Origin of the sequence: Porphyrobacter sp. MBR-155 (genome assembly GCF_040547625.1) — a bacterium.
Classification (GTDB): domain Bacteria; phylum Pseudomonadota; class Alphaproteobacteria; order Sphingomonadales; family Sphingomonadaceae; genus Erythrobacter.
This window is the reverse complement of the sequence record NZ_JBEPQB010000001.1, coordinates 151,406-175,761: the sequence shown is the minus strand read 5'-3', so window position 1 is coordinate 175,761 and position 24,356 is coordinate 151,406. Positions and strand designations below refer to the sequence as shown.

23 protein-coding genes are annotated in these 24,356 nt (G+C 63.3%); 14 read left to right on the top strand and 9 right to left on the bottom strand.

Going from position 1 to position 24,356, the window contains the following annotated elements:
* Nucleotides 1–24: 24 nt before the first annotated feature.
* Entirely contained in the window at nucleotides 25–342 is a 318-nt protein-coding gene (locus ABIE62_RS00815) for a 2Fe-2S iron-sulfur cluster-binding protein (protein WP_354322735.1), read from the bottom strand.
* Nucleotides 343–449: 107 nt separating this feature from the next.
* Between ABIE62_RS00815 and ABIE62_RS00810 the strand changes: the two genes are divergently transcribed.
* From ABIE62_RS00810 to ABIE62_RS00800, 3 genes are all read left to right on the top strand, one after another.
* On the top strand, nucleotides 450–1,067 hold the full coding sequence (locus tag ABIE62_RS00810; RefSeq protein WP_354322734.1) for a DNA-3-methyladenine glycosylase family protein: 618 nt from the start codon (nucleotides 450–452) through the stop codon (nucleotides 1,065–1,067).
* A gap of 89 nt (nucleotides 1,068–1,156) precedes the next feature.
* On the top strand, nucleotides 1,157–3,232 hold the full coding sequence (locus ABIE62_RS00805) for a S9 family peptidase (protein WP_354322732.1): 2,076 nt from the start codon (nucleotides 1,157–1,159) through the stop codon (nucleotides 3,230–3,232).
* An 83-nt stretch (nucleotides 3,233–3,315) separates the two neighbouring features.
* Complete coding sequence (locus tag ABIE62_RS00800; RefSeq protein ID WP_354322730.1) at nucleotides 3,316–4,128, top strand: SDR family oxidoreductase; 813 nt, start codon at nucleotides 3,316–3,318, stop codon at nucleotides 4,126–4,128.
* A 132-nt stretch (nucleotides 4,129–4,260) separates the two neighbouring features.
* Here the strand turns inward: ABIE62_RS00800 and ABIE62_RS00795 are convergent, their stop codons facing one another.
* On the bottom strand, nucleotides 4,261–4,560 hold the full coding sequence (locus tag ABIE62_RS00795) for a 4a-hydroxytetrahydrobiopterin dehydratase (RefSeq protein ID WP_354322728.1): 300 nt from the start codon (nucleotides 4,558–4,560) through the stop codon (nucleotides 4,261–4,263).
* 64 nt (nucleotides 4,561–4,624) lie between these two features.
* Between ABIE62_RS00795 and ccmA the strand changes: the two genes are divergently transcribed.
* Both ccmA and ABIE62_RS00785 read left to right on the top strand, forming a co-directional pair.
* Nucleotides 4,625–5,236: a heme ABC exporter ATP-binding protein CcmA gene (ccmA, locus tag ABIE62_RS00790; protein WP_354322726.1), complete on the top strand. Its 612-nt coding sequence runs from the start codon at nucleotides 4,625–4,627 to the stop codon at nucleotides 5,234–5,236.
* Complete coding sequence (locus tag ABIE62_RS00785) at nucleotides 5,233–5,883, top strand: heme exporter protein CcmB (RefSeq protein ID WP_354322725.1); 651 nt, start codon at nucleotides 5,233–5,235, stop codon at nucleotides 5,881–5,883. The genes ccmA and ABIE62_RS00785 overlap by 4 nt, the downstream gene beginning before the upstream one ends.
* A 267-nt stretch (nucleotides 5,884–6,150) precedes the next feature.
* Here ABIE62_RS00785 and map read toward each other — a convergent pair whose 3' ends face one another.
* Entirely contained in the window at nucleotides 6,151–6,978 is an 828-nt protein-coding gene (map, locus tag ABIE62_RS00780) for a type I methionyl aminopeptidase (RefSeq protein ID WP_354322723.1), read from the bottom strand.
* Nucleotides 6,979–7,199: 221 nt separating this feature from the next.
* On the opposite strand from map, the gene ABIE62_RS00775 reads away from it, so the two are divergent.
* The 7 genes from ABIE62_RS00775 to ABIE62_RS00745 all read left to right on the top strand — a co-directional run bounded on the left by ABIE62_RS00775 (nucleotide 7,200) and on the right by ABIE62_RS00745 (nucleotide 14,466).
* The gene (locus ABIE62_RS00775; protein ID WP_354322721.1) at nucleotides 7,200–8,597 is read left to right on the top strand and encodes a leucyl aminopeptidase family protein; all 1,398 of its coding nucleotides are present in this window, start codon (nucleotides 7,200–7,202) and stop codon (nucleotides 8,595–8,597) included.
* Between the two features lie 106 nt (nucleotides 8,598–8,703).
* A complete protein-coding gene (locus ABIE62_RS00770; RefSeq protein WP_354322719.1) occupies nucleotides 8,704–9,066 on the top strand; it encodes a hypothetical protein in 363 nt (120 codons plus the stop codon).
* A gap of 3 nt (nucleotides 9,067–9,069) precedes the next feature.
* A complete protein-coding gene (gene argC, locus ABIE62_RS00765) occupies nucleotides 9,070–10,005 on the top strand; it encodes an N-acetyl-gamma-glutamyl-phosphate reductase (RefSeq protein ID WP_354322717.1) in 936 nt (311 codons plus the stop codon).
* Between the two features lie 199 nt (nucleotides 10,006–10,204).
* Nucleotides 10,205–10,543 (top strand): P-II family nitrogen regulator, encoded by a 339-nt coding sequence (locus ABIE62_RS00760; RefSeq protein ID WP_354322715.1) that lies wholly within the window; start codon nucleotides 10,205–10,207, stop codon nucleotides 10,541–10,543.
* A 79-nt stretch (nucleotides 10,544–10,622) separates the two neighbouring features.
* Nucleotides 10,623–12,032 (top strand): type I glutamate--ammonia ligase, encoded by a 1,410-nt coding sequence (gene glnA / locus ABIE62_RS00755; RefSeq protein ID WP_354322713.1) that lies wholly within the window; start codon nucleotides 10,623–10,625, stop codon nucleotides 12,030–12,032.
* A gap of 156 nt (nucleotides 12,033–12,188) precedes the next feature.
* Nucleotides 12,189–13,148: a calcium/sodium antiporter gene (locus ABIE62_RS00750; RefSeq protein ID WP_354322711.1), complete on the top strand. Its 960-nt coding sequence runs from the start codon at nucleotides 12,189–12,191 to the stop codon at nucleotides 13,146–13,148.
* 94 nt (nucleotides 13,149–13,242) lie between these two features.
* The gene (locus ABIE62_RS00745) at nucleotides 13,243–14,466 is read left to right on the top strand and encodes an IS256 family transposase (protein ID WP_354322710.1); all 1,224 of its coding nucleotides are present in this window, start codon (nucleotides 13,243–13,245) and stop codon (nucleotides 14,464–14,466) included.
* Nucleotides 14,467–14,493: 27 nt separating this feature from the next.
* Here the strand turns inward: ABIE62_RS00745 and ABIE62_RS00740 are convergent, their stop codons facing one another.
* Both ABIE62_RS00740 and ABIE62_RS00735 read right to left on the bottom strand, forming a co-directional pair.
* Complete coding sequence (locus ABIE62_RS00740) at nucleotides 14,494–15,171, bottom strand: hypothetical protein (protein ID WP_354322708.1); 678 nt, start codon at nucleotides 15,169–15,171, stop codon at nucleotides 14,494–14,496.
* Entirely contained in the window at nucleotides 15,168–15,374 is a 207-nt protein-coding gene (locus ABIE62_RS00735; RefSeq protein WP_354322706.1) for a helix-turn-helix transcriptional regulator, read from the bottom strand. The genes ABIE62_RS00740 and ABIE62_RS00735 overlap by 4 nt, the downstream gene beginning before the upstream one ends.
* 175 nt (nucleotides 15,375–15,549) lie before the next feature.
* Here ABIE62_RS00735 and ABIE62_RS00730 point away from each other — a divergent pair, with 175 nt between their 5' ends.
* Nucleotides 15,550–15,936, top strand: a complete 387-nt coding sequence (locus tag ABIE62_RS00730; RefSeq protein ID WP_354322704.1) for a hypothetical protein — start codon at nucleotides 15,550–15,552, stop codon at nucleotides 15,934–15,936.
* 37 nt (nucleotides 15,937–15,973) lie between these two features.
* Here ABIE62_RS00730 and ABIE62_RS00725 read toward each other — a convergent pair whose 3' ends face one another.
* Nucleotides 15,974–16,099 carry a hypothetical protein gene (locus ABIE62_RS00725; RefSeq protein WP_354322703.1) on the bottom strand — a complete coding sequence of 42 codons (126 nt, stop codon included), beginning with the start codon at nucleotides 16,097–16,099 and terminating at the stop codon, nucleotides 15,974–15,976.
* Nucleotides 16,100–16,278: 179 nt separating this feature from the next.
* Between ABIE62_RS00725 and ABIE62_RS00720 the strand changes: the two genes are divergently transcribed.
* On the top strand, nucleotides 16,279–16,944 hold the full coding sequence (locus ABIE62_RS00720) for a lysozyme (RefSeq protein WP_354322701.1): 666 nt from the start codon (nucleotides 16,279–16,281) through the stop codon (nucleotides 16,942–16,944).
* Here the strand turns inward: ABIE62_RS00720 and ABIE62_RS00715 are convergent.
* Genes ABIE62_RS00715 through ABIE62_RS00705 form a run of 3 tightly spaced genes read right to left on the bottom strand, consistent with a single transcriptional unit; the run spans nucleotide 16,938 to nucleotide 24,311 of the window.
* Complete coding sequence (locus ABIE62_RS00715; protein WP_354322699.1) at nucleotides 16,938–21,161, bottom strand: translocation/assembly module TamB domain-containing protein; 4,224 nt, start codon at nucleotides 21,159–21,161, stop codon at nucleotides 16,938–16,940. The genes ABIE62_RS00720 and ABIE62_RS00715 overlap by 7 nt on opposite strands.
* Nucleotides 21,161–23,497, bottom strand: a complete 2,337-nt coding sequence (locus ABIE62_RS00710) for a BamA/TamA family outer membrane protein (RefSeq protein WP_354322697.1) — start codon at nucleotides 23,495–23,497, stop codon at nucleotides 21,161–21,163. Before ABIE62_RS00710 ends, ABIE62_RS00715 begins: the two co-directional genes overlap by 1 nt.
* The gene (locus ABIE62_RS00705) at nucleotides 23,466–24,311 is read right to left on the bottom strand and encodes an arginyltransferase (RefSeq protein WP_354322695.1); all 846 of its coding nucleotides are present in this window, start codon (nucleotides 24,309–24,311) and stop codon (nucleotides 23,466–23,468) included. The genes ABIE62_RS00710 and ABIE62_RS00705 overlap by 32 nt, the downstream gene beginning before the upstream one ends.
* Nucleotides 24,312–24,356: the final 45 nt, after the last annotated feature.

The window sequence follows — 24,356 nt, the reverse complement described above, 5'->3', positions numbered from 1 at the left end:
CGGCCTGCTCCCAACGCCCCGCGATCAATCTTCCGGTGCAATCGTGACGTGCAGACCATCAAGATCGGCGGTGAGGGCAATCTGGCACGACAACCGGCTGGTCGCCGCGCGGTGATCGGAGGATTCGAGCAGATCATCCTCGTCCTCGCTCATTTTCGGCAACTTGTCGGCGAAGGCCGGATCAACATGGACATGACACGTCGCGCACGAACAACACCCGCCGCACAGCGCCAGCAGTTCATCAAAACCATTGTCGCGGATCGCTTCCATCACGGTCAGGCCATCGCCGACGGAAATCTCGCTGGTTTCGCCTTCGCGGTTGGTGACGACCAGTCTGGGCATGGATCAAACTTCCTTTTGGGCTATTGCGCGCAAGGGAGTGCGCTGTGAGGGTGTTTGGCGGGCTGCTAAGATAGTCTGAAGCGCAAGGCAAGTTAAGGAAAGTGGCAGTGGGGCTGACGGCGGAACGATTGCGCGCGGATCTGGGCGCGCTGGCGCTGCGCGAGCCGCAGCTGGCGAGTGCGCTTGAACGGATCGGCTATCCCGAACCGCGCCTGCGGGAACGCGGGTACAAGACGCTGCTGCGCACCATCGTCGGCCAGCAAGTCTCGGTTGCGGCGGCGGCTTCGATGTGGCGCAAGCTGGAGGCCGAACTGGGCGCGGATTTCACCCCGGCCTGCCTGCTCGCCCGCGATTTCGATACCCTGCGCGCCTGCGGGCTATCGCATCAGAAACAGGGCTATGCGCGATCCTTGTGCGAATTGGTTGAGGCTGGCGAACTTGATTTGGGCGGACTGCCTGCCGACGATGAGGACGCGATCGCACACCTCACCCGGATCAAGGGCATCGGGCGCTGGTCAGCCGAAATCTACCTGCTGTTCGCCGAAGGCCGCGCCGATATCTGGCCTGCGGGCGATCTGGCGGTGCAGGAAGGGGTGAAACGCTTGCTCGATCTGCCCGAACGCCCGGCGGAAAAGGCCACCCGCCAGCTTGCCGAACGCTGGGCCCCGCAGCGCGGCAGCATGGCGATCTTTACGTGGCATTTCTACGCCAACCCGGCATTGTAAGGCACATCCCAGCGCTTGCGCTTACTGTCTTTGTGTATTACGTATGCAACACACTTAGCCTGTCCGGCTCTGATCGGGAGAAAGCAGTCATGTCGCCATTCACACGCACGCGGGCCCGTTTCCTGACCACCGTAGCGGCGAGCATTGTGGCGCTGCCTGCTGCTGTTCTTGCCAATAATCACACCGCCACTGATGGAACCGCAATGACCGCCCAAACGCAAACCGCCCCGCTGATCGCGCGCAGTGCCCTGTTCGGCAACCCGACCCGTGCGGCAGGGCAGATCAGCCCGGATGGCCAATGGCTCAGCTGGCTCGCGCCGAAGGACGGGGTACTCAATATCTGGGTCGCTCCGGCCGATGATCCGGCCGCTGCGCGCGCGATCACCAGCGCGACTGACCGTCCGATCCGCCAGCATTTCTGGTCGCCGGATTCGCGCGGCGTATTGTATATCCAAGACAAGGGCGGGGACGAAAATTTCCTGCTTTACCGCATCGATATCGCCAGTGGCGCAGAAACCACGCTGACCCCATTTGAAAACACGCGGGTTCAGATCGTCGGCGGGTCGACCACCCACAAGGACAAGCTGCTGATCGGCATCAACAACCGCGATCCGCGCTGGCACGATGTCCACCTGCTTGATCTGACGACTGGCGCGCTTTCGTTGGTGCTGCAGAATAATTCCTACGCCCGGTTCATGGCCGATGACAGCCTGACCTTGCGCATGGCGATGCGCCAGAACGCGGCGGGGGGAACTGATTATTTCAGCGTTGAAAATGATGTTGTCGCGGCTGAGCCGTTCGAGACCACGGCGATGGAGGATGCGCTCACCACCATGCCCGCCGGATACACCACTGATGGTGCCACGCTGTATTGGATCGACAGCCGCGGGCGCAACACCGCCGCCGTGTTTGCGCAAGACACATCGACCGGCGCAAAGCGGGTGATTGCCGAAGATGCCAAGGCCGATATCGTCAGCACCATGCGCGATCCGCTGACAGGCGAGGTGCAGGCCTATGCGGTCGATTACCTCAAGACCGAATGGACTGCGATCGATCCTGATATCGGCGCTGCGCTGGCATGGCTGGGCGAACGACTGGACGGCGATTTCGGCGTCTCCAGCCGCACCGATGATGACCAGACATGGATCGTCTGGAATGATCCGCTGACCCAGCCGGTATCGACCTACATCTATGATCGCACCGCCAAAACGCTGACCCCGTTTTACACGTCGCGGCCCGCGCTGGCCGGGATGCCGTTGCAAGTGATGCACGGATTGGAAATCCCCAGCCGCGATGGGCTTACCCTGCCATCCTACCTCACCTTGCCGCCGGGCAGCGATGCCGATGGCGATGGCCGCCCGGACAGCCCGGTGCCGATGGTGTTGCTGGTGCATGGCGGGCCGTGGGGGCGCGATACCTATGGCTTCAATTCTACCCACCAAATGCTCGCCAATCGCGGTTACGCGGTACTCAGCGTCAATTTCCGTGGCTCGACGGGGTTCGGCAAGGACTTCATCAATGCAGGCAACAAGCAGTGGGGCCTGAAGATGCACGATGACCTGATCGACGCGACCCAATGGGCGATCGGCAAGAGCATTGCGCAGGCCGACAAGGTGGCGATCATGGGCGGTTCCTATGGTGGTTATGCCACGCTGGCGGGGCTGGCGTTCACGCCCGAAACCTTTGCCTGCGGGGTCGACATTGTTGGCCCGTCGAACCTTCAAACCCTGCTGGAAACCATCCCGCCCTATTGGGCACCGGTGGTCAAGACCTTCCACGAACGCATGGGCGACCCCAATACCGAAGAAGGCCGCGCCTTGCTGCGCGCCGCCAGCCCGCTTTACAAGGCTGACCAGATCATCAAGCCGTTGCTGATCGCGCAAGGCGCGAATGATCCGCGCGTCAAACAGGCGGAAAGCGATCAGATCGTCAGCGCCATGACATCCGCCGGGATACCAGTGACCTATGTGCTGTATCCGGATGAAGGCCACGGCTTTGCCCGCCCCGAAAACAGCATTGCCTTCTACGCCATCGCTGAAAATTTCCTCGCCGAATGTCTTGGCGGGCGGGCTGAACCGCTGGGCGATGCGCTGGTGCCGTCAAGCGCGCAGATCGTCGAAGGCGCACAGCACGTGCAGGGCCTTGAGGCAACGCGCGGGGGATAGCCCCGGGGACGCTGCATTCGCACTGCTGACAAGCGCCGCAGACCGCTCTACACAGGTTGCAAAACGCAATCGAGAGGGATCATATGGCACAGCAGCGCAGCATCTTCATCACCGGCGGGGCATCGGGCATTGGCCGCGCCGTCGCGCTACATTTCGGCGCGCACGGGTGGTTTGTCGGGATTGCCGATGTCAACGAAGCCGGGATGGCTGAAACGCTATCCCTGATCGATGGCGATGCAAAATTCGCGCACCGGCTTGATGTGCGTGACCGCGCGGCTTGGGACGATGTGCTGGCGGCCTTTGCCGCCGCGGCAGGCGGGCGGATTGACGCGATGATCAACAATGCCGGGATCGGCACCGGCGGCGCTTTGGCCGAATTGAGCAAGGACGAGATCGACTCCTGCCTCGACATCAATCTGCGCGGGGTGCTGTATGGCGCGCAGGCGGCCTACCCCTATCTCAAGGCAAGCGCGCCCGGATCGGCGCTGGTCAACATCGCCAGCGCGGCGGGGCTTAACGGCGGCAGCGGGATGAGCGTTTACAGCGCGACAAAGTTCGGGGTGCGCGGGATTGCCGAAAGCCTTGATGCCGAATGGGCGCCGGACGGGATCAAAGTCTCCTCGATCTGCCCCAGCTTCATCGATACCCCGCTGCTGGATGGCACCGGCAATCGCAACGCCAACGAGGATATCCGCACGCGGGTCAAAGCCGCAGGGCTGGAAATCACTCCGGTAGAGCAGGTCGCCGAGGCGGTGTGGAACGCGGTCCACGGTGATGATCTGCACTATCTGGTCGGCAAGACCGCGCGCCAGCTGGCCTTTGCCAAGCGCTGGATGCCCGGCAAGGTGCGCAAACAGCAACGCGCCGCCGGGCGGCAGGGGTTGCTGGGGAAGTAAGTTAAGCGACGGATGCAACCGGGTAGTGCTGAAACGGTCGCGCCAGCGACCGCAAGGCCGACTGGCCGCCCGCAGCGATGCGACCTTCAGGTCGCATGAGCGAGGATACCGCACGCCGGACGGCGTGCGAAATCACAAAAGCGCATCAATCGCGTGCGCCAGCCGCACGTCGCGGTGGGACAAGCCGCCGCTTGGCCCGGCATCATGCGTGGTCAGGGTCACTTCGACCTTGGCATAGACGTTGAACCATTCGGGGTGGTGATCCTGCGCCTCGGCCAGCAGGGCGACGCGGCTCATGAAGCCCCAGGCCTCAGAGAAATCATTGAACTGGAACGTGCGGGTGATCGCCTTGCCATCGCGCGTCAGGCTCCATGCAGGATGATCGGCGAGGAGTTGTTCGATTTCGCTGGGGTCGAGTTCGGGGACGGCCATGGCGCAGGTTCCTTGTTGGGTGTCGCTTGTTTGCAGGCGCTCTTTTCCCTAACGCGGCAAGCCAATGCAAGCACCCTCGCCCGCCCTGTCTGTGCATGACCTCGCCTGTCGGCGGGGTGAGCGGTTGCTGTTCCGGCGGCTGTCCTTCGCCTTGGAAGCTGGCGCGGCGTGCCATGTGACGGGCGCGAATGGCACGGGCAAGACCACGCTGATCCGCGCGCTGGCGGGGCTGATGACGCCCTATGCGGGTGAGGTTCGGCGCGAGGGCGCGCTGGGGTTGCTCGATGAAGCCAGCGGGCTTGATCCCGATCTGCCATTGGGCCGCGCGCTGGCGTTCTGGGCGCAGATCGACCGGGCCGGGTTCCTCGCGCTGGAAAGCTGCTGTGATCGGCTCGGTCTGGGCGGCCTGCTCGAAGTGCCGGTGCGGTTTCTTTCGACCGGGCAGAAGAAGCGCGCCGCGCTCGCCCGCCTGGTCGGCCAGCAGGCGCAAATCTGGCTGCTGGATGAGCCGTTGTCGGGCCTCGACGCCGCCTCGCAGACGCTCGTCAGCGCGTTGGTGCGCGAACACCGCGATGGCGGCGGGATCGCGCTGATCGCATCGCACCAGATGCTCGATGTGCCGAGGATGACGAGTTTCGCCATCGAGGACTTCGCGCCTCAGGAGCACGGCGCATGATCGCCGCGCTTCTCAAACGCGATCTGGCGCAACTCTTCCCCTTCACGGGAAGTGGTGCAGCCCTGCCGGTGGTGTTCTTCGTCGCGGTGGCGATGCTGTTCCCCTTCGCGGTTGGGCCGGATGCCAATCTGCTGGCGCGGACGGGCGGCGGGGTGGTGTGGATCGCGGCGCTGCTGGCGGCGATCCTGCCGCTGGAAAAGCTGGTGGCGCGCGATATTGAACTCGGTTTCTTCGACCAGTTGAAACTGCGTGGCATGGCGGAAGAAGCGATGATGGCAGTGCGGCTGATCGCCCACTGGCTCAGCTTTGGCCCGCCGCTGGTACTGGCGACCTTCCCCGCGGCGGCGCTGCTGAAGATCGAGGGCGAGACCTTGCAGATTTTGGCTGTAGGCCTGCTGGTCGGGACACCGGGGCTGGCGGCAATCGGGTTGATGATCGCCGCGCTCACCGCCTCCTTGCGCGCAGGCGCGGCACTGTCCGGCCTGCTGCTGATCCCGCTTGCGCTGCCGATCCTGATTTTCGGCGCGGGCGCGCTGGCGCGTCAGGATCAGGTCAGCCTCGGCTTCGTCGCCGCAATCAGCCTAGCGCTGGTGGCCATCGCCCCATTTGCCGCCGGAGCCGCAATCCGCGCGGCGCGGGAGAACTGACTACCATCGTCACCCCGGACTTGATCCGGGGTCCAGCTTATTCAACGCGGGAACAATTGGCGGCTCGCATTCTCGATCAGATCGCGCATTGTCGCTGCCCGGAGATCAAAAGGAAGCGGGATCCCGGATCAAGTCCGGGATGACGCAGTGTTGTCTCGGCCCTCAGGGCCGCAAGGGCGCCAAAGAGATGGGGCGCCCGCCCGCAGCGGGGGCAGCTTTGCTGCCCGTCTAGCGAGGATCGCGCGCCCGGAGGGGCGTGCGAAAAACCTAAACGTAAGGCGGGCAATCCCGACCCGTCGGGCTTTTCGTGAAAATCTCGTTGCCCGTGTCGGTGATCGCAATCGAATGTTCGAACTGCGCGCTCAGCGACTTGTCGCGCGTCACCGCGGTCCAGCCATCGCCCAGCACCTTGGCCCAAGGCTTGCCGAGGTTGATCATCGGTTCGATGGTGAAGAACATCCCCGGCTTCAATTCCGGCCCCGTCCCGGCCTTGGCCGCGTGGACCACTTCGGGCGCGTCGTGGAACAGGCGGCCGACGCCGTGGCCGCAAAATTCGCGCACCACGCCGTAACGGAATTGGTTGGCGTGGGCTTCAATCGCCGCGCCGATATCGCCCAGCCGCGCGCCGGGTTGTGCTGCCGCGATGCCCAGCATCAGGCATTCATAGGTGACTTCGACCAGCTTCTTCGCCTTCAACGACGGCTCACCCGCGTAGAACATCCGCGATGTGTCGCCGTGCCAGCCATCGACCAGCGGGGTCACGTCAATGTTGAGAATGTCACCATCCTTCAACACCTTGTCACCCGGAATGCCGTGGCAGATCACGTGGTTGATCGAAATGCACGACGAATGCGCATAGCCGCGATAGCCGAGCGTCGCGGGCACCGCGCCTGCATCCAGCATCATACCCCGGATCGCATCGTCGATGCTGCCGGTAGTAACGCCGGGCCTGACCAGATCAACGCAGGCATCAAGGATTTCGGCGGCCAGCCGCCCCGCCTTGCGCATCGCGTCAAAGCCTTCTGGCCCATGCAGTTTGATGGTGCCGTCGCGGTAAACGGTCTGATCGCTGTCAACGAGTTGGTATTGGTGCATAGCGGCCATATAGCGCCGCGCGCGGCGAAAAGCTACATTTCACGCGCATGGGCCAGCGGCCACGTCATCTGCGCCCAAACTTCCGCCCAGACCCCGGCTAGACCCCTTCTAGGCCCGCCTTGGTCAATGTTTCACGTGAAACATTCGGCTTGCCGCCATCGCGCTGCCGGGCAATCTCAATCTATGGGTGACAAGCCGCCAGCCGCGATTATGAAACAGGCATGAGCAAACCCAAAGCACTGATCCAGCCCGATCGCGGAGCCGACGCGATTGCCATCCATCTGGTGAACAAGGATGGCTTTGCCGCCTTCACCAAGACCCTGTCGGCTGGCCAGCGGGCAAGCCTTGCGGGCCAGAAGTTTGAAGGCGGCGGCTATCAGGTCGGGATCGTCCCCGATGGCGATAGCTGGTTCGCGGTGGGCGGGGTTGCCGACCCCGAAAGCCTGTCGAGCTGGTGCCTTGCCAAGCTGGCGGAAGACCTGCCCGAGGGAACCTATCGTGTGGCGAATGGCGCTGAAGGTTCTGGCCCCGGCCCGGCGATGTTCGGCTGGATCACCGGGCAATATCGCTTTGCCCGCTATCGCAGCGATGACAAGCCGGTAGGCGCGCGGGTGCTACTGACCACGCAGGTCGGGCAAATCGGCGCTGTCACAGCCGAGGCCGAGGCCGAATGTCTGGTGCGCGATCTGGTCAACACCCCGCCCGAAGACATGGGGCCAGCCGCGCTGGAGGCCGAGTGCGAGCGGCTTGCCAAGGCGCACAAGGCGCAGCTCACCGTCGTGCGCGGCGATGCTTTGGAACAAGGCTATCCGATGGTTCATGCGGTCGGGCGCGCCGCCACGCGCCACCATGCGCCGCGGCTGATGCACCTTGTGTGGGGCAAGGACAGCGACCCGGTGCTCGCCATCGTGGGCAAGGGGGTGAGTTTCGATACTGGCGGGCTGGATATCAAGCCGTCGTCAGGAATGCGGCTGATGAAGAAGGACATGGGCGGCGCGGCCCACGCGCTGGCGCTGGCCGATCTGATCATGGGCGCGGGGCTGAAGGTGCGGCTGCATCTGCTGATCCCGGCGGTGGAAAACGCGATTTCGGGTTCGTCCTTCCGCCCCGGCGATGTGCTCAAGAGCCGTCAGGGCCTGACGGTTGAGATCCACAATACCGATGCCGAAGGGCGGCTGATCCTCGGCGATGCGCTGACCCGCGCGAGCGAGGAGAACCCCGATCTGATCGTCGATTTTGCCACGCTGACCGGCGCGGCGCGGGTGGCGCTTGGCCCCGATTATCCGGCGATGATGGCGCGCAGTGACGCAACGGCGGAGGCGTTTCTGGCGGCGGGCACAGCCAATGATGATCCGCCCTGGCGCCTGCCCCTGCCCGAGGCTTACCGCGAATACCTATCATCGGACGTCGCCGATATGACCAACGCCTCGGCCAATCCCTTTGCCGGGGCGAGCGTCGCTGGATTGTTCCTCGACCGGTTCGTGACAGAAGGGCTGGACTGGGTGCATTTCGATACCTTCGCGTGGAACCCCGCGCCCAAGCCCGGACGCGCGCGCGGCGGGCGCGGTTTGGGGCTGCGCGCTGCCTGGCACGCGATTAAGGCGCGTTATGACGGGTGACGGTGATGGCCGCCCGCTTGCTCTGATCGCGACTTGTCGCTAACGGGCCTCCCACGCCGCCGCCGGGGAAAGCGCGGCCACACCGACTTTAGCTGACGGAACGCAAATGAGCGGCGCGACGCGCGAGGAAACGGAATACGCTGTGCCTGCGGGCGTGCTGGGTCTGAAAGGCCCGGTCGAAAAGCCTGCGCCCGGCGCGCTGCCGCTGCGCGGGGATCTGGCGCATATCGCGCTCGCCGGAACGCATCTCGCCGCGCATTACGTGATCCCGCAGGTGCGCGTGGTGGGCGAAGCTGGCGCAGGCCTGCGGATCGCCCCGCGCGATGATAGCGAGGTGTTTGCGCAGCTTGCCCCCGGCACAAGGTTCGAATTGCTCGATGTCGCTGGCGGATGGGTATGGGGCTGCCCCGGCCCGCACGGCCCCGCAGGCTGGTGCCGGACGGGCGAACTCGCCCCGGAAGGCGCGTAGGCCATGGCGATCCGCCTGTTCATCGACGGTGCGGCAGGCACCACCGGCCTTGAGATTCGCGAGCGGTTGCAGGGGCGCGATGAGTTCGATCTGATCGTGCTCAACGATGCCCAGCGCAAGGACGAAGCCGCGCGCCGCGATGCGCTCCACGCCGCCGATATTGCGATTCTGTGCCTGCCGGATGAGGCCGCGAAAGAGGCGGTGAAGCTGGCTGAAGGGTCTGGCACCCGCATCATCGACGCCTCATCGGCGCACCGCGTGGCCGAGGGGTGGACTTACGGTTTCCCCGAAATCATCGGGCGCTCTGCCATCGCCAACGCGCGGTTGGTGAGCAATCCCGGCTGTTATCCCACCGGCTTCCTCGCGCTAATCGCGCCGCTGGTGCGCGCGGGTTTGTTGCCCGTCGACTGGCCCTATACCGTCAACGCGGTGAGCGGATATTCGGGCGGCGGCAATGCCTTGATTGCCCGGTTCGAAGCCGAAGGCGCGCCCGCGTTCCGCTCCTATGGGTATGACATGGCGCACAAACATCGCCCGGAAATGCAGCTGCACGCGGGCCTGGAACATGGCGTGATTTTCGCCCCCGCAGTCGTCCCGGCCTATCGCGGGATGGTGGTCGAAGTGCCACTGCATCTTGGCGCGATGCGCGGTGAGCCGACCGCCGACCAATTGCGCGATGCGCTCGGCCAGTTCTACGCCGGATCAGAAGTGATTTCGGTTAGTAAAAATTGTGACGCGGGCGAGATTCTACTGGAACGCGCGGCCGCGCCGTCCGATTCGATGACGCTGCACGTCTTTGGCAACGACGGGGGCTGGCACGCCCGCCTTGTCGCCGTGCTCGACAACCTCGGCAAAGGCGCATCGGGCGCGGCGATCCAGAACCTCAACCTGATGTGCAGCCTGCCCGAAACCACCGGCTTGCGCCTCGGGCCTGCTTAAAATTTAGGCAAGCCCCGATCAGATGCTGTGCACCATTGCGCAGTGCACCATAATCTTGCTAACCGCTGGCCTTCGACGAAAGACATCCTTCGTCCTGAGTCTTCAGGCGGCAAGGATCGTTCAATGCGAGCACCATGATGCTTGGCACGATTCTTGTTAAGAATTGGTCAGCAATCAGCCAGGCGCGGATGGGGAAAACGTGAAAAAGATCGAAGCGATCATCAAACCCTTCAAGCTCGACGAAGTGAAGGAGGCGCTGCACGAAATCGGCGTGTCCGGCATCACCGTCATCGAAGCCAAGGGTTTTGGCCGCCAGAAAGGCCATACCGAACTCTATCGCGGCGCTGAATATGTCGTCGATTTCCTGCCCAAGGTAAAACTTGAGGTGGTGGTGTCCGATGATCAGGCCGAACGTGTGGTCGAAGCCATCGCCGCCGCCGCGCAGACCGGCCGCATCGGCGACGGCAAGATTTTCGTCACCGCGATCGAAAGCGCGCTGCGCATCCGCACCGGCGAAACCAACGACGATGCGATCTGATTTTCCACCCTCTCCTGCCTGCCGCAATGGCAGGCCGGCTTTGCCTAACACGCCAGAATAACCCGGAGTCACCAAACAAATGTCAAAAGCAAAAGACGTCCTGAAACTGATCAAGGACGAAGAAATCGAGTGGATCGATCTGCGCTTCACCGACCCCAAGGGCAAGTGGCAGCACCTGACCATGGTCGCCGGCGTCATGGGCGAAGACGAGCTGGAAGACGGGTTGATGTTCGATGGTTCGTCAATCGCAGGCTGGAAGGTGATCAACGAATCCGACATGATCCTGAAGCCCGATCTGACCGAAACCTGGATCGACCCATTCAGCGCTTCGCCGATGCTGATCATCAACTGCGACATTGTTGAGCCATCAACCGGCGATTGGTACGCGCGCGATCCGCGCACCACGGCCAAGCGCGCCGAAGTCTACCTGAAATCAACCGGGATCGGTGATACCGTCTATGTCGGCCCCGAGGCTGAATTCTTCATGTTCGACGATGTGCGGTTTGAAGATGGCTATGCCGGTTCAGGCTTTGCGATCGACGATATCGAATTGCCGGGCAACACTTCGAAGGAATATGACGGCGGCAACATGGGCCACCGCCCGCGCGCCAAGGGCGGTTACTTCCCGGTCGCGCCGGTCGACAGTGCCGTGGATATCCGCGGCGAAATGGTCACCACGATGCTCGAAATGGGCCTTCCGTGTGACAAACACCACCACGAAGTCGCCGCGGCGCAGCACGAATTGGGCCTGACCTTCGGCACGCTGGTGCAGACCGCCGACCGGATGCAGATCTACAAATATGTCGTGCATCAGGTTGCCCACGCCTATGGCAAGACCGCAACCTTCATGCCCAAGCCGATCAAGGACGATAACGGGTCGGGGATGCACACCCACATCTCGATCTGGAAAGAAGGCAAGCCGATGTTTGCCGGCAATGAATATGCTGGCCTGTCGGAAATGTGCCTGTTTTTCATCGGCGGCGTGATCAAGCATGCCAAGGCGCTGAATGCCTTCACCAACCCGACCACAAACAGCTATAAACGGCTGGTTCCGGGCTTCGAAGCGCCGGTGCTGCTGGCCTATTCGGCGCGCAACCGTTCGGCGTCTTGCCGCATTCCGTACGGATCGGGCGACAAAGCCAAGCGCGTGGAATTCCGTTTCCCCGACGCGATGGCGAACCCCTACCTGTGCTATGCGGCGCTGCTGATGGCGGGGCTCGACGGGATCGAGAACAAGATCCACCCGGGCGAGGCGATGGACAAGAACCTATATGATCTGCCCCCGGCCGAACTCGCCGAGGTGCCGACGGTGTGCGGTTCCTTGCGTGAAGCACTCGATTCGCTGGCGGCCGATTACGAATTCCTGCTCAAGGGCGACGTGTTCACCAAAGATCAGATCGATGCCTATGCTGAACTGAAGTGGGAAGAGGTGATGCGCACCGAAACCACCCCGTGCCCGGTCGAATATGACATGTATTATTCGATGTGATTTTGCGCCTCTCAACCCGCCACGGGCAGAGGCAGTCTGGTAAAATGCAATGGGCCGTCCGGTGATCCGGGCGGCCCTTTTTCTCAAATGTCACCCCTTTCTCTGCCCTTCGCGCAAGGCTATGGCCGCGTGCGTGTCACAACATCAGGAACAATCATGACCAATTCAATCCTGCTGGTGGCCGGGGGGCTGGTGCTGCTGGCACTGGGCGGCGAATTGCTGGTGCGTGGCGCGGTGGGGATGGCGGCACGGCTGGGCATATCGCCCTTGCTCGCCGGGCTTACCATCGTTGGCTTTGGCACCTCGATGCCCGAACTGGCCACCAGTGTGCAGGCCGCGATGGGCGGCTCACCGGGGATTGCGCTTGGGAATGTGATCGGGTCGAATGTCGCCAACAGTCTGCTTGTGCTTGGGGTGTCGGCGCTGATCCTGCCGATCGCGGTCAACCCGGCATCATTCAAGCGCGATTCGATCGCCATGGGCGGGGCCGCTCTGCTGGCGACAGGGGCAGTGATGCTCGGCGTGATCGGGATGGTGCCGGGCGCCATCCTGTTTTGCGCGCTCGCGGGCTATATCTGGTGGGCGTACAAGTCCGAAAGCGCGTCGGATGACGATGAAGCGCACCGCCACGAAGCCGAAGCTGAAGAACACACCGTGCCGCCCGATACGGGCCCGGTGGTGTTGGGCGGACTGATTATCGCCGGTCTTGCCGCCGCGATTTTCGGTGCAGGACTGCTGGTTGACGGCGCAGTCGTGCTGGCGAGCGCGGCTGGGGTTTCGCAAAGCGTGATCGGCCTCACCGTGGTCGCAATCGGCACCAGCCTGCCCGAACTGATCGCTTGCGTGATCGCGGTGATCCGTAAGCACGGCGATGTCGCTCTGGGCAATGTCGTGGGGTCGAACATCTACAACCTGTGCGGTATTCTGGGCCTTACCGCGATGATCCATCCGATTGAGGTGCCTGCCGAAATTGCCAGGATCGATGTCTGGGTGATGCTTGGCGTGACCGCGCTGCTGATCGTGCAACTGCGCAGCGGCTGGCGGCTGTCGCGGGTTGAAGGTGCGTTGCTGGTCAGCCTGTTCGCGGGTTACACGGTGTTCCTGCTGATGCGGTGAGGTGGTTGGCGGGACGGCTCATTCGTCGAGCATGCCCGGGAGTGTCATTAATTTCGTGTTTGGGCGGGCATAATGGATCAAAAGGAGACCCACTATGTCACGACGCAAAGCACCCAGTATTCCGAATGAACTTCTCGACCAGTTGCTTGCTGGCAGCGATGTCAGTGCGGCATTTGACCAGGGAGGTCTGTTCGATGCGTTGAAGAAGGCGCTGTCCGAACGGGCGCTCAATGCCGAGATGGACCATCATCTGGCCACTGATGAGCAGGCAGGCAATATCCGCAACGGCTATGGCCAGAAGTCTGTGTTTACCGACAACGGCAAGATCGACATCGAGATTCCGCGCGACCGATCCGGCAGCTTCGATCCGCAACTGATCGGCAAATACCAGCGCCGCTTTCCCGGTTTCGATGACAAGATCGTCGCGATGTATGCACGTGGTATGAGCACGCGTGAGATCACCAGCTGTCTGCGTGAGTTGTACGGTCTCGACGTATCGCCCGACCTGATATCGACGGTGACTGATGCGGTGCTCGAAGAGGTTGCGGCCTGGCAGGCGCGTCCGCTTGATCCGGCCTATCCGCTGGTGTTCTTTGACGCGATCCGGGTCAAGATCCGCGACGAAGGCCTGGTGCGTAACAAAGCCATCCACATTGCCCTGGGTGTCCGCGCCGATGGCCGCAAGGAAGTCCTGGGGTTATGGATCGAGGAGAATGAAGGCGCCAAGTTCTGGCTGCGCGTCATGAACGAGCTCAAGAACCGCGGCGTCGACGACATCATGCTGGCAGTGGTCGACGGCCTCAAGGGCTTCCCCGATGCGATCACGGCAGTGTTCCCTGATGCTGTCGTTCAGACATGCATCGTCCATCTGCTGCGCAACTCGATGAGCTTTGTGTCCTGGAAAGACAGGAAGCCCCTGGCAAAGGCGCTGAAGGCCATTTACCGTGCCGCCGATGCCAAAGCCGCAGAAGAGGCCCTCGTCGCCTTTGAGGCCAGCGAATGGGGCCAGAGTTATGGCGCTATCGCCCAGAGCTGGCGGCGCGCCTGGGCCGAGGTCGTCCCGTTCTTCGCGTTCCCGGCCGAAGTGCGCCGGATTATCTATACGACCAACGCGATCGAGGCGCTGAACTCCAAGCTGCGCCGGGCGGTCCGGGCCAGAGGGCACTTCCCGAGTGACGACGCCGCAATGAAACTGCTCTATCTGATCTTGAACAGATCGGAAAAAGAGTGGAAGATGCCGCCTCGTGAATGGACCATGGCAAAGGCCCAGTTCGCCGTCATGTTCGGTGAGCGCTTTACCAAAGCCATGGCGGCGTAATGTTAAACCGCCCGCCCAAACACGAAATTAATGACACTCCCGCATGCCCCGCTTGGTTGCCGCGATGAACGATCCCACAAGCGAGAACCCCCAAAAAAGGCTGAGCCAATCCAGCGCAGACGGTGCACTGACGAGGCCAAGATACCCCACTGCTGCCCAGCTGCCCCCGATTGCCAGCATGAAGCCATAAGTCCAGACAGCCGATTCGAGGGTCGCCGCGCGCACCAGCTCGTCCATAAGGGGCAGGCTCTTCATCCAGAACGCCAAACCTACGATCATCAACACGAAGAAAATTACCCCGCCGGCCATCGGATTCAGCCAAATGCTGGGTCCTGATAACGTCAGGACAATCAGAGCCAGCCCCAGAAATACGACTGCCGCAGTCTGCAAGAGATAGAGCGAACGGGAATCCTCAAGGTCCTGCGCATTCGGACCCGTCAGGAAATTCTGCCCGACCTTGGGCGCGGCAAGCACTGCCAGCAGGATCAGTCCAACAATCAGGTATAAGCCCCCGATGCTGAGCGCTACGATGCCCGACAGGCCGAGTGCGTCCAGCATGGAGGTGTCGATATCCAATCCAGTCCTGGCGACAAGTTTACCGACAAGATAGCCGACCAAACCGCCGAAAATGCTCAGAATCACCGTACCCTTAAGGCCCTTGGGTCGCCATTTTCCGCCCGCTTGTACATTGCCATCCGTCGTCATTGTTCGGGCTCCCAATCATCAATAAACAGCTCGGGCACGCTCACCGCGAACAGCTTTGCCATACGCAGCGCCAGCGGCAGCGAGGGGTCGTATTTGTCGGTTTCGACCGCGTTGATGGTCTGCCGCGACACACCCAGCCGCCGGGCCAATTCGCCTTGGCTCCAGCCGTGCGCCTCGCGATATTCCTTCAAGCGGTTGAGCAAATCGGTTTCCCCTTGCAGCGATTCGTTCCTGTAAAGAGCTCTTTACTGTAAAGACCTCTTGTCAGTCAAGAGATCTTTACAGGAACGACCCATCCAGCCTGCACAATTCGGCTCCCCCCGCCGACGATTCCCGTTGGAATTCGCGTAGCTCCTGTGGGGCCTTGGGGGAAATTCGATGCCATTCTTGAAGATGCTTGCCGGTCTGGCCTTGCTCGCGGCACCAGTAATCGCGTCTAGACAAAGTCCGGCGGTTGAAGCCGCGCGCGCTGCCGCAGCGCAATACGACAACGAAGGTGCTCGGGCGATCGTGACCGAAGCCTGCGACGCTGGCGACAGAGCTGCCACTGACGCGCAACGGACCGCCGCGTGGGAACAGGCGCGCCGCGCCTATCGTCAGGGCTGCGACACCGGCGACCGCGACAGCTGCGTGGTGCTGGCCGACATGATGATCGATGGGCGCGGCGGCGACATCGATCGCGCCGGAGCCGCCGCCTTGCTCGAAGCGGAATGCGCACGGGACTATTACGCCTGCGAAACCCTGCTCACCGCGCTCAAACCGTAACCCTGACGCACGAAGGCCGCCCGGTTGCCCGGACGGCCTACTGCCCCCCATTGGTCACAGGCCCGCCCGCAGCCGCGATCTGTTCGGCGGTGTGGAGTGCGACCTTGCCGCCAACCTCGGCCAGCACGGCGGAGGTGTCGAACCACGCTTTGCGGATCGTCACACACGCCCCGGCCACGCTCGCATGGTCCGCGCCATAGGCCGGGTGCAATCATCGGGCAGGAATGACCCCTCCGGCAAGCAATCAGGTGCCGCGCGGGCGATTTTGCATTTTCCTACACCACCTTTTTCTGCCTAGTCAGGAGACCTCGTGTTTCCGCCCCCAGCCATCGAGGTGCCCCCATGACCAAAACCGCCGCCCCCGACCGCAAGCCGGTCTTCGACATCATTCACCGCCTGCTTGGACGCGGATTCCGGCAGTCGGAGGTCAGGCAAATCGACGCCGCGCTCGATGACGTTGAAAGGCCGAAACCGGCGCTGGAAAGGGAGCCTGCCACCGCGTCTGTCCCCTCCATTCGCCGCCAGCGCCAGCCGCGCACCATCGGCCCTGCCGGAATCGCCCTGATCAAGCGGTTTGAAGGCTGCGCGCGGCTGCGCACCGATGGGCTGGTCGAGGCCTACCCCGATCCCGGCACCGGCGGCGATCCTTGGACCATCGGCTGGGGCGCGACGGGGCGCGATCATGTGCATGGCGGACGCATCGCCAAGGGCACTGTCTGGACGCAGGCGCAATGCGATGCCCGGCTGACCGATGATCTGGTGCGCTATGCCGCCGATGTTGCGCGCGCGCTGGGGGAAGCCCCCGCCACGCAATCGCAATTCGATGCGTTGGTCAGCTTTCACTACAACACCGGCGCGATTGCCCGTGCGACGCTGACGAAAAAACACATAGTGGGTGACTATCAGGGCGCCGCGCGCGAATTTGCGCGCTGGAACCGCGCGGGCGGGCGGGTGCTCAAAGGGCTTGTGCGTCGCCGCGCGGCTGAGGCTGAACTTTACCTTCAATAATCCCGCGACACTTCCACAAGCACGCTGTCGCGCCCAATGGTCGATACCGTACCCAGCAGCGCCAGCCAGCTGGTGATCCGGTATTCGACCTGAGTGGCGCTGTATCCGCGCCCATCGGTCAGCAATTCGACATAAAGGTTGCGGGTGATATTCTTGCCCAGCGCAACCCCGGTTTCGCGCCCGATCAGCGGATCTGCACTGATGATCCGCAATTGATCCAGCCCGATTGAACGGCGCAGCTCGCCAATCGGGTCAAGTCCTGCGCCGCCGCCCTGCAATGCCGCCAGCGCAGCGGCCAGTTGCACAGCATCGGTCGCTGACAGCGATGTTACCGACCCGCCAAACAGCAGCCGGGACAGGATTTCTTCCTCTGGCAGCGCCGGTTCGCTCGAAAACGCAATCGCGGGCGACTGCGCGTTACCTGTAATCGCAATATCGACATTGGTGCCACTGCGCGATGTTTCGGCAAGGATATCCAGCCGCGGATCAATCGGCTCGTTCTCATCAAACAGGATGCGGCCACGGGTGAGTTCGAACCGGGTTCCGGCGAAGGTGTAATCCCCGCGCACCAACCGCGCACTGCCGCCGATGCGCGGATCATTGACCGTGCCGCGCAGCGCAATGTCGATCCCCCATTCGCTTTCAAGCCCCATGCCGTCCACTGCGACCCGGTTCGGGGCCGTGGCATTGACCAGATAGCGCCATGCGTTGTCCCGCGCCGATACCTGCGTGCGCCCGCCCCCGCCTTCGCCGTTAATTTCGCGCGTGGCGATTTGCGGCAGGGCGACGTCTTCGGCTGCGACCCCCAGTGCCCAGCGCGCGCGATTGATCGTCACACGCCCTGCAATGGTGCCGCCCCGCCCGCTGGAGACGATCCGCAAGGGACCGGTGATGGTCGCCTCCAGCCCGGTTGCGTCCAGCAGCCGCGCATTCCTGGCCGCAGCGCGCAGATCAAGCTGCGGGCCGCGCGTTGCGCTGATCCCGGCCAGATCGACCGTGCCGCTGCCGGTGATTGTTCCGCCGCCGCGCGTGTTTCCGGCAAAGCGGGAGAGTTCGAGCCGCGAACCGGCAAACCGCCCGCGGGCTTTCACCGTTTCGATGCGGGTGCCGGTCACAGCGCTTTCGAGCGTCAGATTATCACTCGCCAGCGTTCCCGATATGCGCGGGTCGCCGAGCGTTCCGGTGGCGCGTGCGGCGATGGTCACTGGGCCGGTGAGGTCGAACGCCTCGATCGCTGCCAGCCGCCACAACGTTTCCGCCGCGCCATCAAACGCCAACCGAGCATCCAGCCGCCCGCGCGTCAGCCGCTCCATCAACGCACCGTCCTCGCCCAACCCGGTGATCCTGACCGCCACATCACCAAGCCGTGCATCGCCTTCAAGAAGGCGTCCGGCTGCCGTCAACCGATCTGCCGAAAGGTCGATGACCCCCAGCACATTGACCGGTTTGGATGACAACACCAGCCCGGCGCGGCTGAAGCGGTCAATCCGCACCCGCGCCGTGGCCGATGGCGGCGCGCGGCCCTGTTGGCGGTAATCAATGACACCCGAAAGCCGCCCGCCCAGCCCAAGCCCCGCCCCCGCCAGATCAAGCAGTCGCAGCGGCATCCGCGCCAGCTTTACCTCTAGCGCGGTCTCATCCCCGCCAAAGCGGCCTTCGGCAATGGCGTAACCACGCGAAAAACCGATCTGCGTTGGGGCAAGCCGCCATCCGCCATCCTCCTGCGCGGTCAGCACCGCGCGGCGCGGCATGGTGATAGCCTCCCCGCCATATTCCCCGCGCACCGCAGCGGCGATTTGTTCGGGCGCGAGTGTGGCATCAAAATTGAGCGCAAAGCGATCTGCCCGCCGCCCGGCAATCGCTCCTGTCACTTTGCCGCGTCCATCATCAATCGCCGCCTTGGCGGTGAGATTGGCAATGTTGAGCGCGCCATATTCCACCCCCGCCGCGCTGATATCGGCATCAACCCGCGCCTTGCCATCGGCATAGCGGCCGGTGGCGGCGATGTCGGCGCGGGCGATGCTGATCGGGGTTTCCCCTGCGAATGCCGCATTGCGGGCGGCCAGATTGACCGCAAAACCAACTGCCCCTGCGGCCTGTGGCCGGAAGTTCACGGTGCCGTTCACCCCGCCGCCCGCCAGCCGCAAGTCGCCCGTCATGCCTGCCTCGCCCAACGTGAGCGCGCCGGTCACATTGGTGCGATAGACTTCAAGCCGGTTGACCGCGATCCTGGCTGGCGCGGCATCAGGCAAAAACAGTTCGAGTGCGCCGGAAAACGGCCCGAGCAGCGATTGGCCTGCGACATCAAACCCGAACCCTTCGTCGCTGGGCGCAAGCGCCACACGCACATCCTTGAGGCCTGCTGCTGGCAAAGGATCGGCCAGCACCATCACCGCGCGCGGGCCATCGGCGGCGATTTCGGCATCGAAGGTGAACGGGCCGTAGTCCGCCTGCCGCCCGCTCCCCGCCAGCGTCGTGCGGGTGCCATCGCTGCCCGGCACCAGCTTGCTATCGAACTGCGCGTGGAGCCGGGCTGAGGTGATCGCCACTTCGCGCAGGATTATCGGTTCGCCTGCCCCCATGCCCAACGCGCCATTAAATCGAATCTGCTCGCCCGCCAGATTGACGATGGTGGGATTGCCGATCGCGTCGAGCACGCCCGCCAGATTGGCGCGCAGGCTCCACGGCACAGTGGGGCCGAACTTGGCAAGGATCTTGGCATTGGCGGTGATATCACCCGCGCCATCAATTTTGAGCCCGCGCGCGGTGACCGGCCCCGCCAGCGCATAGGCTCCAGCTGCCACATCGCCGCGCAGCGCCAGCACCGCCTCCAAACCGGGGAAGGTGATCCGGGCATTATCGGCATCAAGCCGCTGGCGCGCAAAATCATAGGTCAGAGCGCCGCCCAGCCGCCCTTTGACCAATCGCGGATCGGCCAGCGCAATGCCGGTCGTCACCCGCTCAGCCGTCACCGCCAGCGGCACTGAAATCGCTTTGCCATTGAACCGCGCGCTGCCTTCCTGCACCAACCCATCTGCCGTCACGTCACCCGATTGCAGCCGAGCAACATCAATCCGGTGCTTGATCGCCAGGTCATCAAAGTCACCGCTGAGATTGGCGGCCAGCTTGGCACCCTCCAGCCGCAGCCCTGCCCCCAGCAGATCGGGATCGCGCAACGTCAACATCACCCGCGCGCCGTCTACCGCCTTATCCGCCAGATCGACCACCCCGCCGCTGCGCAGGTCAATCGCGTTGGATACCGCCGCCGCGCGCCCTTCGATCACGCTGTCCTTGAGCGCAAAATTCGCGGCCAGCGACAGTTGGTCGCCCAGCGCGCGTGCAACCACGGTTCGGTCACCCAAACCGGCGCGCACCTGCCCCAGCACGCCGTAACGCCCCGCGTCGTTGGAAATCTGGAACGCCGCCACTGGCGCTGTAACCCTGTCGCCATCGGCTGATTTTGCAATGCGCCGCGCCACTGCCACCCCGCGCCAGCGCGCCCAGGTTCCATCCCCGACCACCTTGGCGCTATAGCCCGCCTCAAACCCGGCAAGCCCGGCCAACACCCCGCCTGCAGGCGCAAGATAATCGCCATCAAGATCGAAGCGGTCGCCATCAGGCTCTGCATCCAGCAGCAGCGTAATGCGATCCTGCGCGCCCAATTGCGCCTTGGCATCAATCAGCGCGCGGCCTGCGCGAATATCAACCTTGGCGTGCAGGTTGGCGCGTTCATCGCTGTCGGTCGCCACCCCCTTGGCAATCACCAGGTCTTCCATCGCGAGCTTGTCCACCCGGATATCAAAATCGGGCAGCAATGGTGCATCGGAATCGCCGGGCAGCAGTTCGGGCAGCCGTTCAAGCCGCCCGCGCCGGGTTGTGACCTCACGAATATCCAGCCCGCTCCACAGCCAATGCAGCGGCCGCCAGTCAAGGCGGACTTCGGGAATAGTCAGGAACACGCCTTTGGGGTCGCTTACCTCGACCGATCGCAGCACCGCCTTGCTATAGATATCGCCTTCAATCCGTCCGACCTTGAAGCGCAGGCCCGATGCCGGAGCGGCGGCGGCAATCTGATCGGCAATGACACGCTTGCCGATTGGTGTAGCCAGAAACCCGGCAACCAGCACAAACGGGGCGAGCAACAGCGCCAGCGCCCACCCAAGCCGCTTGCCCCAGCGGCGGCGCTTTGAGGGCGCGGTATCAGGCATATCGGCCATCAGAACGCCTGCCCAAGGCTGACATAGACCACCACCGGGCTATCAAACGGGGTCGGATTGACCGGGGTCGCCACATCGACACGGATCGGGCCGAAGGTGGTCTTGTAACGAATACCAATCCCGGCGCCGACACGAAATTCATCAAACCCGGGGGTCGATCCGCGCCTGACCGAACCCGCATCGATGAACGGAACCACTTCAAGCGCGCCATCGAACAACGGCGTATCGACCCGTGCTTCGAGCGCAAATTCGACTAGCGATGCCCCGCCAATCGGGTTGCCGAAAGCATCGCGCGGGCCAACACCCTGAAACCCGAAACCACGCACCGATGCGCCGCCGCCAGCGTAAAGCCGCCGCGAAGGTGCGATATCATCGGCATCAGCGCCCTGAATGGTTGCCACTCGCACACGCCCGGCCAGCACTGTTGTTCCAACCGACTGGTAGTAGCTGGCATCGCCCTGCGTGCGCAGATAGAACGACCCCGCCCCTTGCGAACGTGACGCTTCCGGGGCGAGATAGAGCGTCGCGCGATAACCACTGGTGGGATCGAGCAGATCATCGCTGCCATCCAATGTGACGCTGCCGAACAGCCCGCCGATCAGAAAGCTGCGGCGCGGCAGCGGGCCTCCAGGTGCTATCCTGACGGTGCGATTGCGCTCGTCAGTATAGAGCAACTCACCGCCGATTTGCCAACTCAGCGGCTTCTGAAACAGCAGGTTCGACACTTTTTCAAAGGTTGCGCGCGTCCCGAAGCCACGCGAATCCACCGCTTGCGTGGTGATGTCGCTGGCAAACAGATCGACGCTCAGCACCTGATCGCGGCCACGGAAATTGTTGCGGCGCACTCCGATGCTGGCAAGCGCTTCGCGCGTGCCAAGGATCGTGCGCAGCCGCAGCGCGCCTTCGGGCGGGAACAGGTTGCGGTGCTCCCATCGACCCTCGACCTTGAAACCATCTTCGGTGCCATACCCGATGGCCCCCGCGATGGTGCGCAGCGGCGCGCGTTCAAACCCGACGTCGAGCACGACTTCGCCCGGTTGATCGCCTTCGGGCGCGCGGGTTTCGCGCGGGGTGACGGTGACGCTCGACACCAACCCGGTGGCGATCACCGCGCGGCGCAGGTCGGTTTCAAGGCTCTGCTGGAACCCATCACCGGGGTCGAACCGGGCGATCCGTGCAAAATGCCGCCCGGACAGGAACCGGGGGTCGCTGCTAACGATTTCGCCAAACACATATTTACCGCCCGGCTGGACATCCAGCGTCAGATCGCCTTCGCTCCGGGCGTGATCGATCAGCAGTTCGGGTTCTTCAATATTGGCAAAGGGATAACCGCTTTCACCCAGCGCCACACGCAGTTCGATCTCGCGCTCTATGATCCGATCGGCATAAAGCGGATCGCCCGGCTTGATCGCGAACGCCGCCATCAACCGGCTGGCGTCAGGCTCCGGCAGAGCAGGCAGCGCGCCGAGGTCAACGCGGCCGAATTGGTAGCGGGTGCCGGGCAGAATATCGAACCGGACGCTGGGCTGTGTGGCGACATTTTCGACATCGGCATCGCCGTTTTCGCGCGCACGGCGGCCACCCGATAGCTGGCGCACCACGTCGCCATCATAATAGCCGTAAGTGCGCAGCATATTACCGAGCAATTCTTCGTCCGCGCGGGCGCTGGAAGCCACCTGCGGCACCGATTCCGGATCGTCGCCGATCTGTCGCAAGTTCGACAACTCTCTGAACCGTTGTATAAACCTACGACCCTCAGGAAAGGCATCCGGCGCCACCGGCACCGCCACCACGACAGTCTTATTGATCCGGATTTCTTCCAGTTCGGGCAACTCAGCCAACACTGGCGCGGCAATGCTGGCGAGCGCTTCAAGCTCGGGATCAGGTTCAAGCGGGGTTGGCGCATCGAGTGTCAGATCGGCAAAAACCGCATCAATGTCAGCCATCAAAGCCGAGTCTGACTGGGAGGCAAGCCCGGTCAAGGCGGGGTCAAGCACGGGGCTGGACGTGTCTAGCGCGAAGCCGACTTCTTCGGATGCTGCGGCCGGATTGGCAACCCCGGCTGCGGCCCAGAGATCGGGGTCATCAACCGCGTCAACCGGGATCAGCGCGTCCAGCGACAGCGGAACCGGCGCTGGTTCGGGCGCAAAATCCGGGGCGGGCAAGGCCTCGCCCGGCGGCTCTGCCGCGGTGCCAACATCCTCTGGCGCGTCTTGTGCCGCCACCGGCACCGCTGTCAGCGCCAGCGCGCCCTGCCCCAATCCTGCGGTGAGTGCGAGAGCAAGCTTGAAAAAGCGGCGGAGCTCAGCTTTCCGGAAACTTGACAGGCTGGCCATCCTTGCCCCGCGCACCGACCAGCGGCGCGTCCTGCGGCTGTCGCGGCGCGGTCGCCGCAGCGATCAGCCGCTGCTGTTCTTCCGCATCCATCAACTGCCAGCCTTCGCGGGTCAGCCGTTCCAGCGGACGGTAACGCACCTTGTATTGCATCCGCGGACTGCCTTCGACCCAATAGCCAAGATAGACATAGGGCAGGCCTTCGGCGGCAGCACGGCGGATGTGATCGAGGATGATGAAATTGCCCAGCCCCGCGCGCGTTTGATGGTCGGGATCATAAAACGAATAGATCATCGACAGGCCATCGCTTTGCCGGTCTGTCAGGCAGGCACCGATCAGCCGCCCCGGACCTCCGCCCAGCCCCGGTTCGCGATATTCGGTCACTACGCTGGACACCGGGGTATGTTCGATCATGTCGGCATAATCGAGTTCATCCATCGCCAACATACCGCCATCAGGATGGCGTGCGCCGAGATATTTCGCCAGCAAGTCAAACTGTTCGTCGGTCGCCCACGGGCGGCATTCGGTGACGATCAGATCATCATTGCGTTTCTGATCGCGTTTTTGCGTGCTTGAAGGCTGGAATTGGCCGGCCACCACCCGCACCGAAACGCAGGCCTGGCAATCGAGGCAGGACGGGCGATAAGCCACCGTCTGACTGCGGCGGAACCCGATGCGGCCCAAAGCCTCGTTCAGCTGATCGGCGTGGGGGCCTTTAAGTTCAGTGAACACCTTGCGTTCGCTGCGCCCCGGCAGATAGGGGCACGGCGCCGGGCTGGTCACGAAGAACCGGGGAAAGCGGATCGGTGCCGTCACGGGTTGGGCGTATCCTTTCACGCGTGAATCGCGTCAGTGCAAGCG

Excerpts from the sequence above, each read along its gene's own strand:
- ABIE62_RS00815 (WP_354322735.1), bottom strand. The coding sequence starts at position 342 with ATGCCCAGACTGGTCGTCACCAACCGCGAAGGCGAAACCAGCGAGATT.
- ABIE62_RS00805 (WP_354322732.1), top strand. The coding sequence starts at position 1,157 with ATGTCGCCATTCACACGCACGCGGGCCCGTTTCCTGACCACCGTAGCG.
- ABIE62_RS00800 (WP_354322730.1), top strand. The coding sequence starts at position 3,316 with ATGGCACAGCAGCGCAGCATCTTCATCACCGGCGGGGCATCGGGCATT.
- ABIE62_RS00795 (WP_354322728.1), bottom strand. The coding sequence starts at position 4,560 with ATGGCCGTCCCCGAACTCGACCCCAGCGAAATCGAACAACTCCTCGCC.
- ccmA (WP_354322726.1), top strand. The coding sequence starts at position 4,625 with ATGCAAGCACCCTCGCCCGCCCTGTCTGTGCATGACCTCGCCTGTCGG.
- ABIE62_RS00785 (WP_354322725.1), top strand. The coding sequence starts at position 5,233 with ATGATCGCCGCGCTTCTCAAACGCGATCTGGCGCAACTCTTCCCCTTC.
- map (WP_354322723.1), bottom strand. The coding sequence starts at position 6,978 with ATGCACCAATACCAACTCGTTGACAGCGATCAGACCGTTTACCGCGAC.
- ABIE62_RS00775 (WP_354322721.1), top strand. The coding sequence starts at position 7,200 with ATGAGCAAACCCAAAGCACTGATCCAGCCCGATCGCGGAGCCGACGCG.
- ABIE62_RS00770 (WP_354322719.1), top strand. The coding sequence starts at position 8,704 with ATGAGCGGCGCGACGCGCGAGGAAACGGAATACGCTGTGCCTGCGGGC.
- argC (WP_354322717.1), top strand. The coding sequence starts at position 9,070 with ATGGCGATCCGCCTGTTCATCGACGGTGCGGCAGGCACCACCGGCCTT.
- glnA (WP_354322713.1), top strand. The coding sequence starts at position 10,623 with ATGTCAAAAGCAAAAGACGTCCTGAAACTGATCAAGGACGAAGAAATC.
- ABIE62_RS00750 (WP_354322711.1), top strand. The coding sequence starts at position 12,189 with ATGACCAATTCAATCCTGCTGGTGGCCGGGGGGCTGGTGCTGCTGGCA.
- ABIE62_RS00745 (WP_354322710.1), top strand. The coding sequence starts at position 13,243 with ATGTCACGACGCAAAGCACCCAGTATTCCGAATGAACTTCTCGACCAG.
- ABIE62_RS00740 (WP_354322708.1), bottom strand. The coding sequence starts at position 15,171 with ATGACGACGGATGGCAATGTACAAGCGGGCGGAAAATGGCGACCCAAG.
- ABIE62_RS00730 (WP_354322704.1), top strand. The coding sequence starts at position 15,550 with ATGCCATTCTTGAAGATGCTTGCCGGTCTGGCCTTGCTCGCGGCACCA.
- ABIE62_RS00720 (WP_354322701.1), top strand. The coding sequence starts at position 16,279 with ATGACCAAAACCGCCGCCCCCGACCGCAAGCCGGTCTTCGACATCATT.
- ABIE62_RS00715 (WP_354322699.1), bottom strand. The coding sequence starts at position 21,161 with ATGGCCGATATGCCTGATACCGCGCCCTCAAAGCGCCGCCGCTGGGGC.
- ABIE62_RS00710 (WP_354322697.1), bottom strand. The coding sequence starts at position 23,497 with ATGGCCAGCCTGTCAAGTTTCCGGAAAGCTGAGCTCCGCCGCTTTTTC.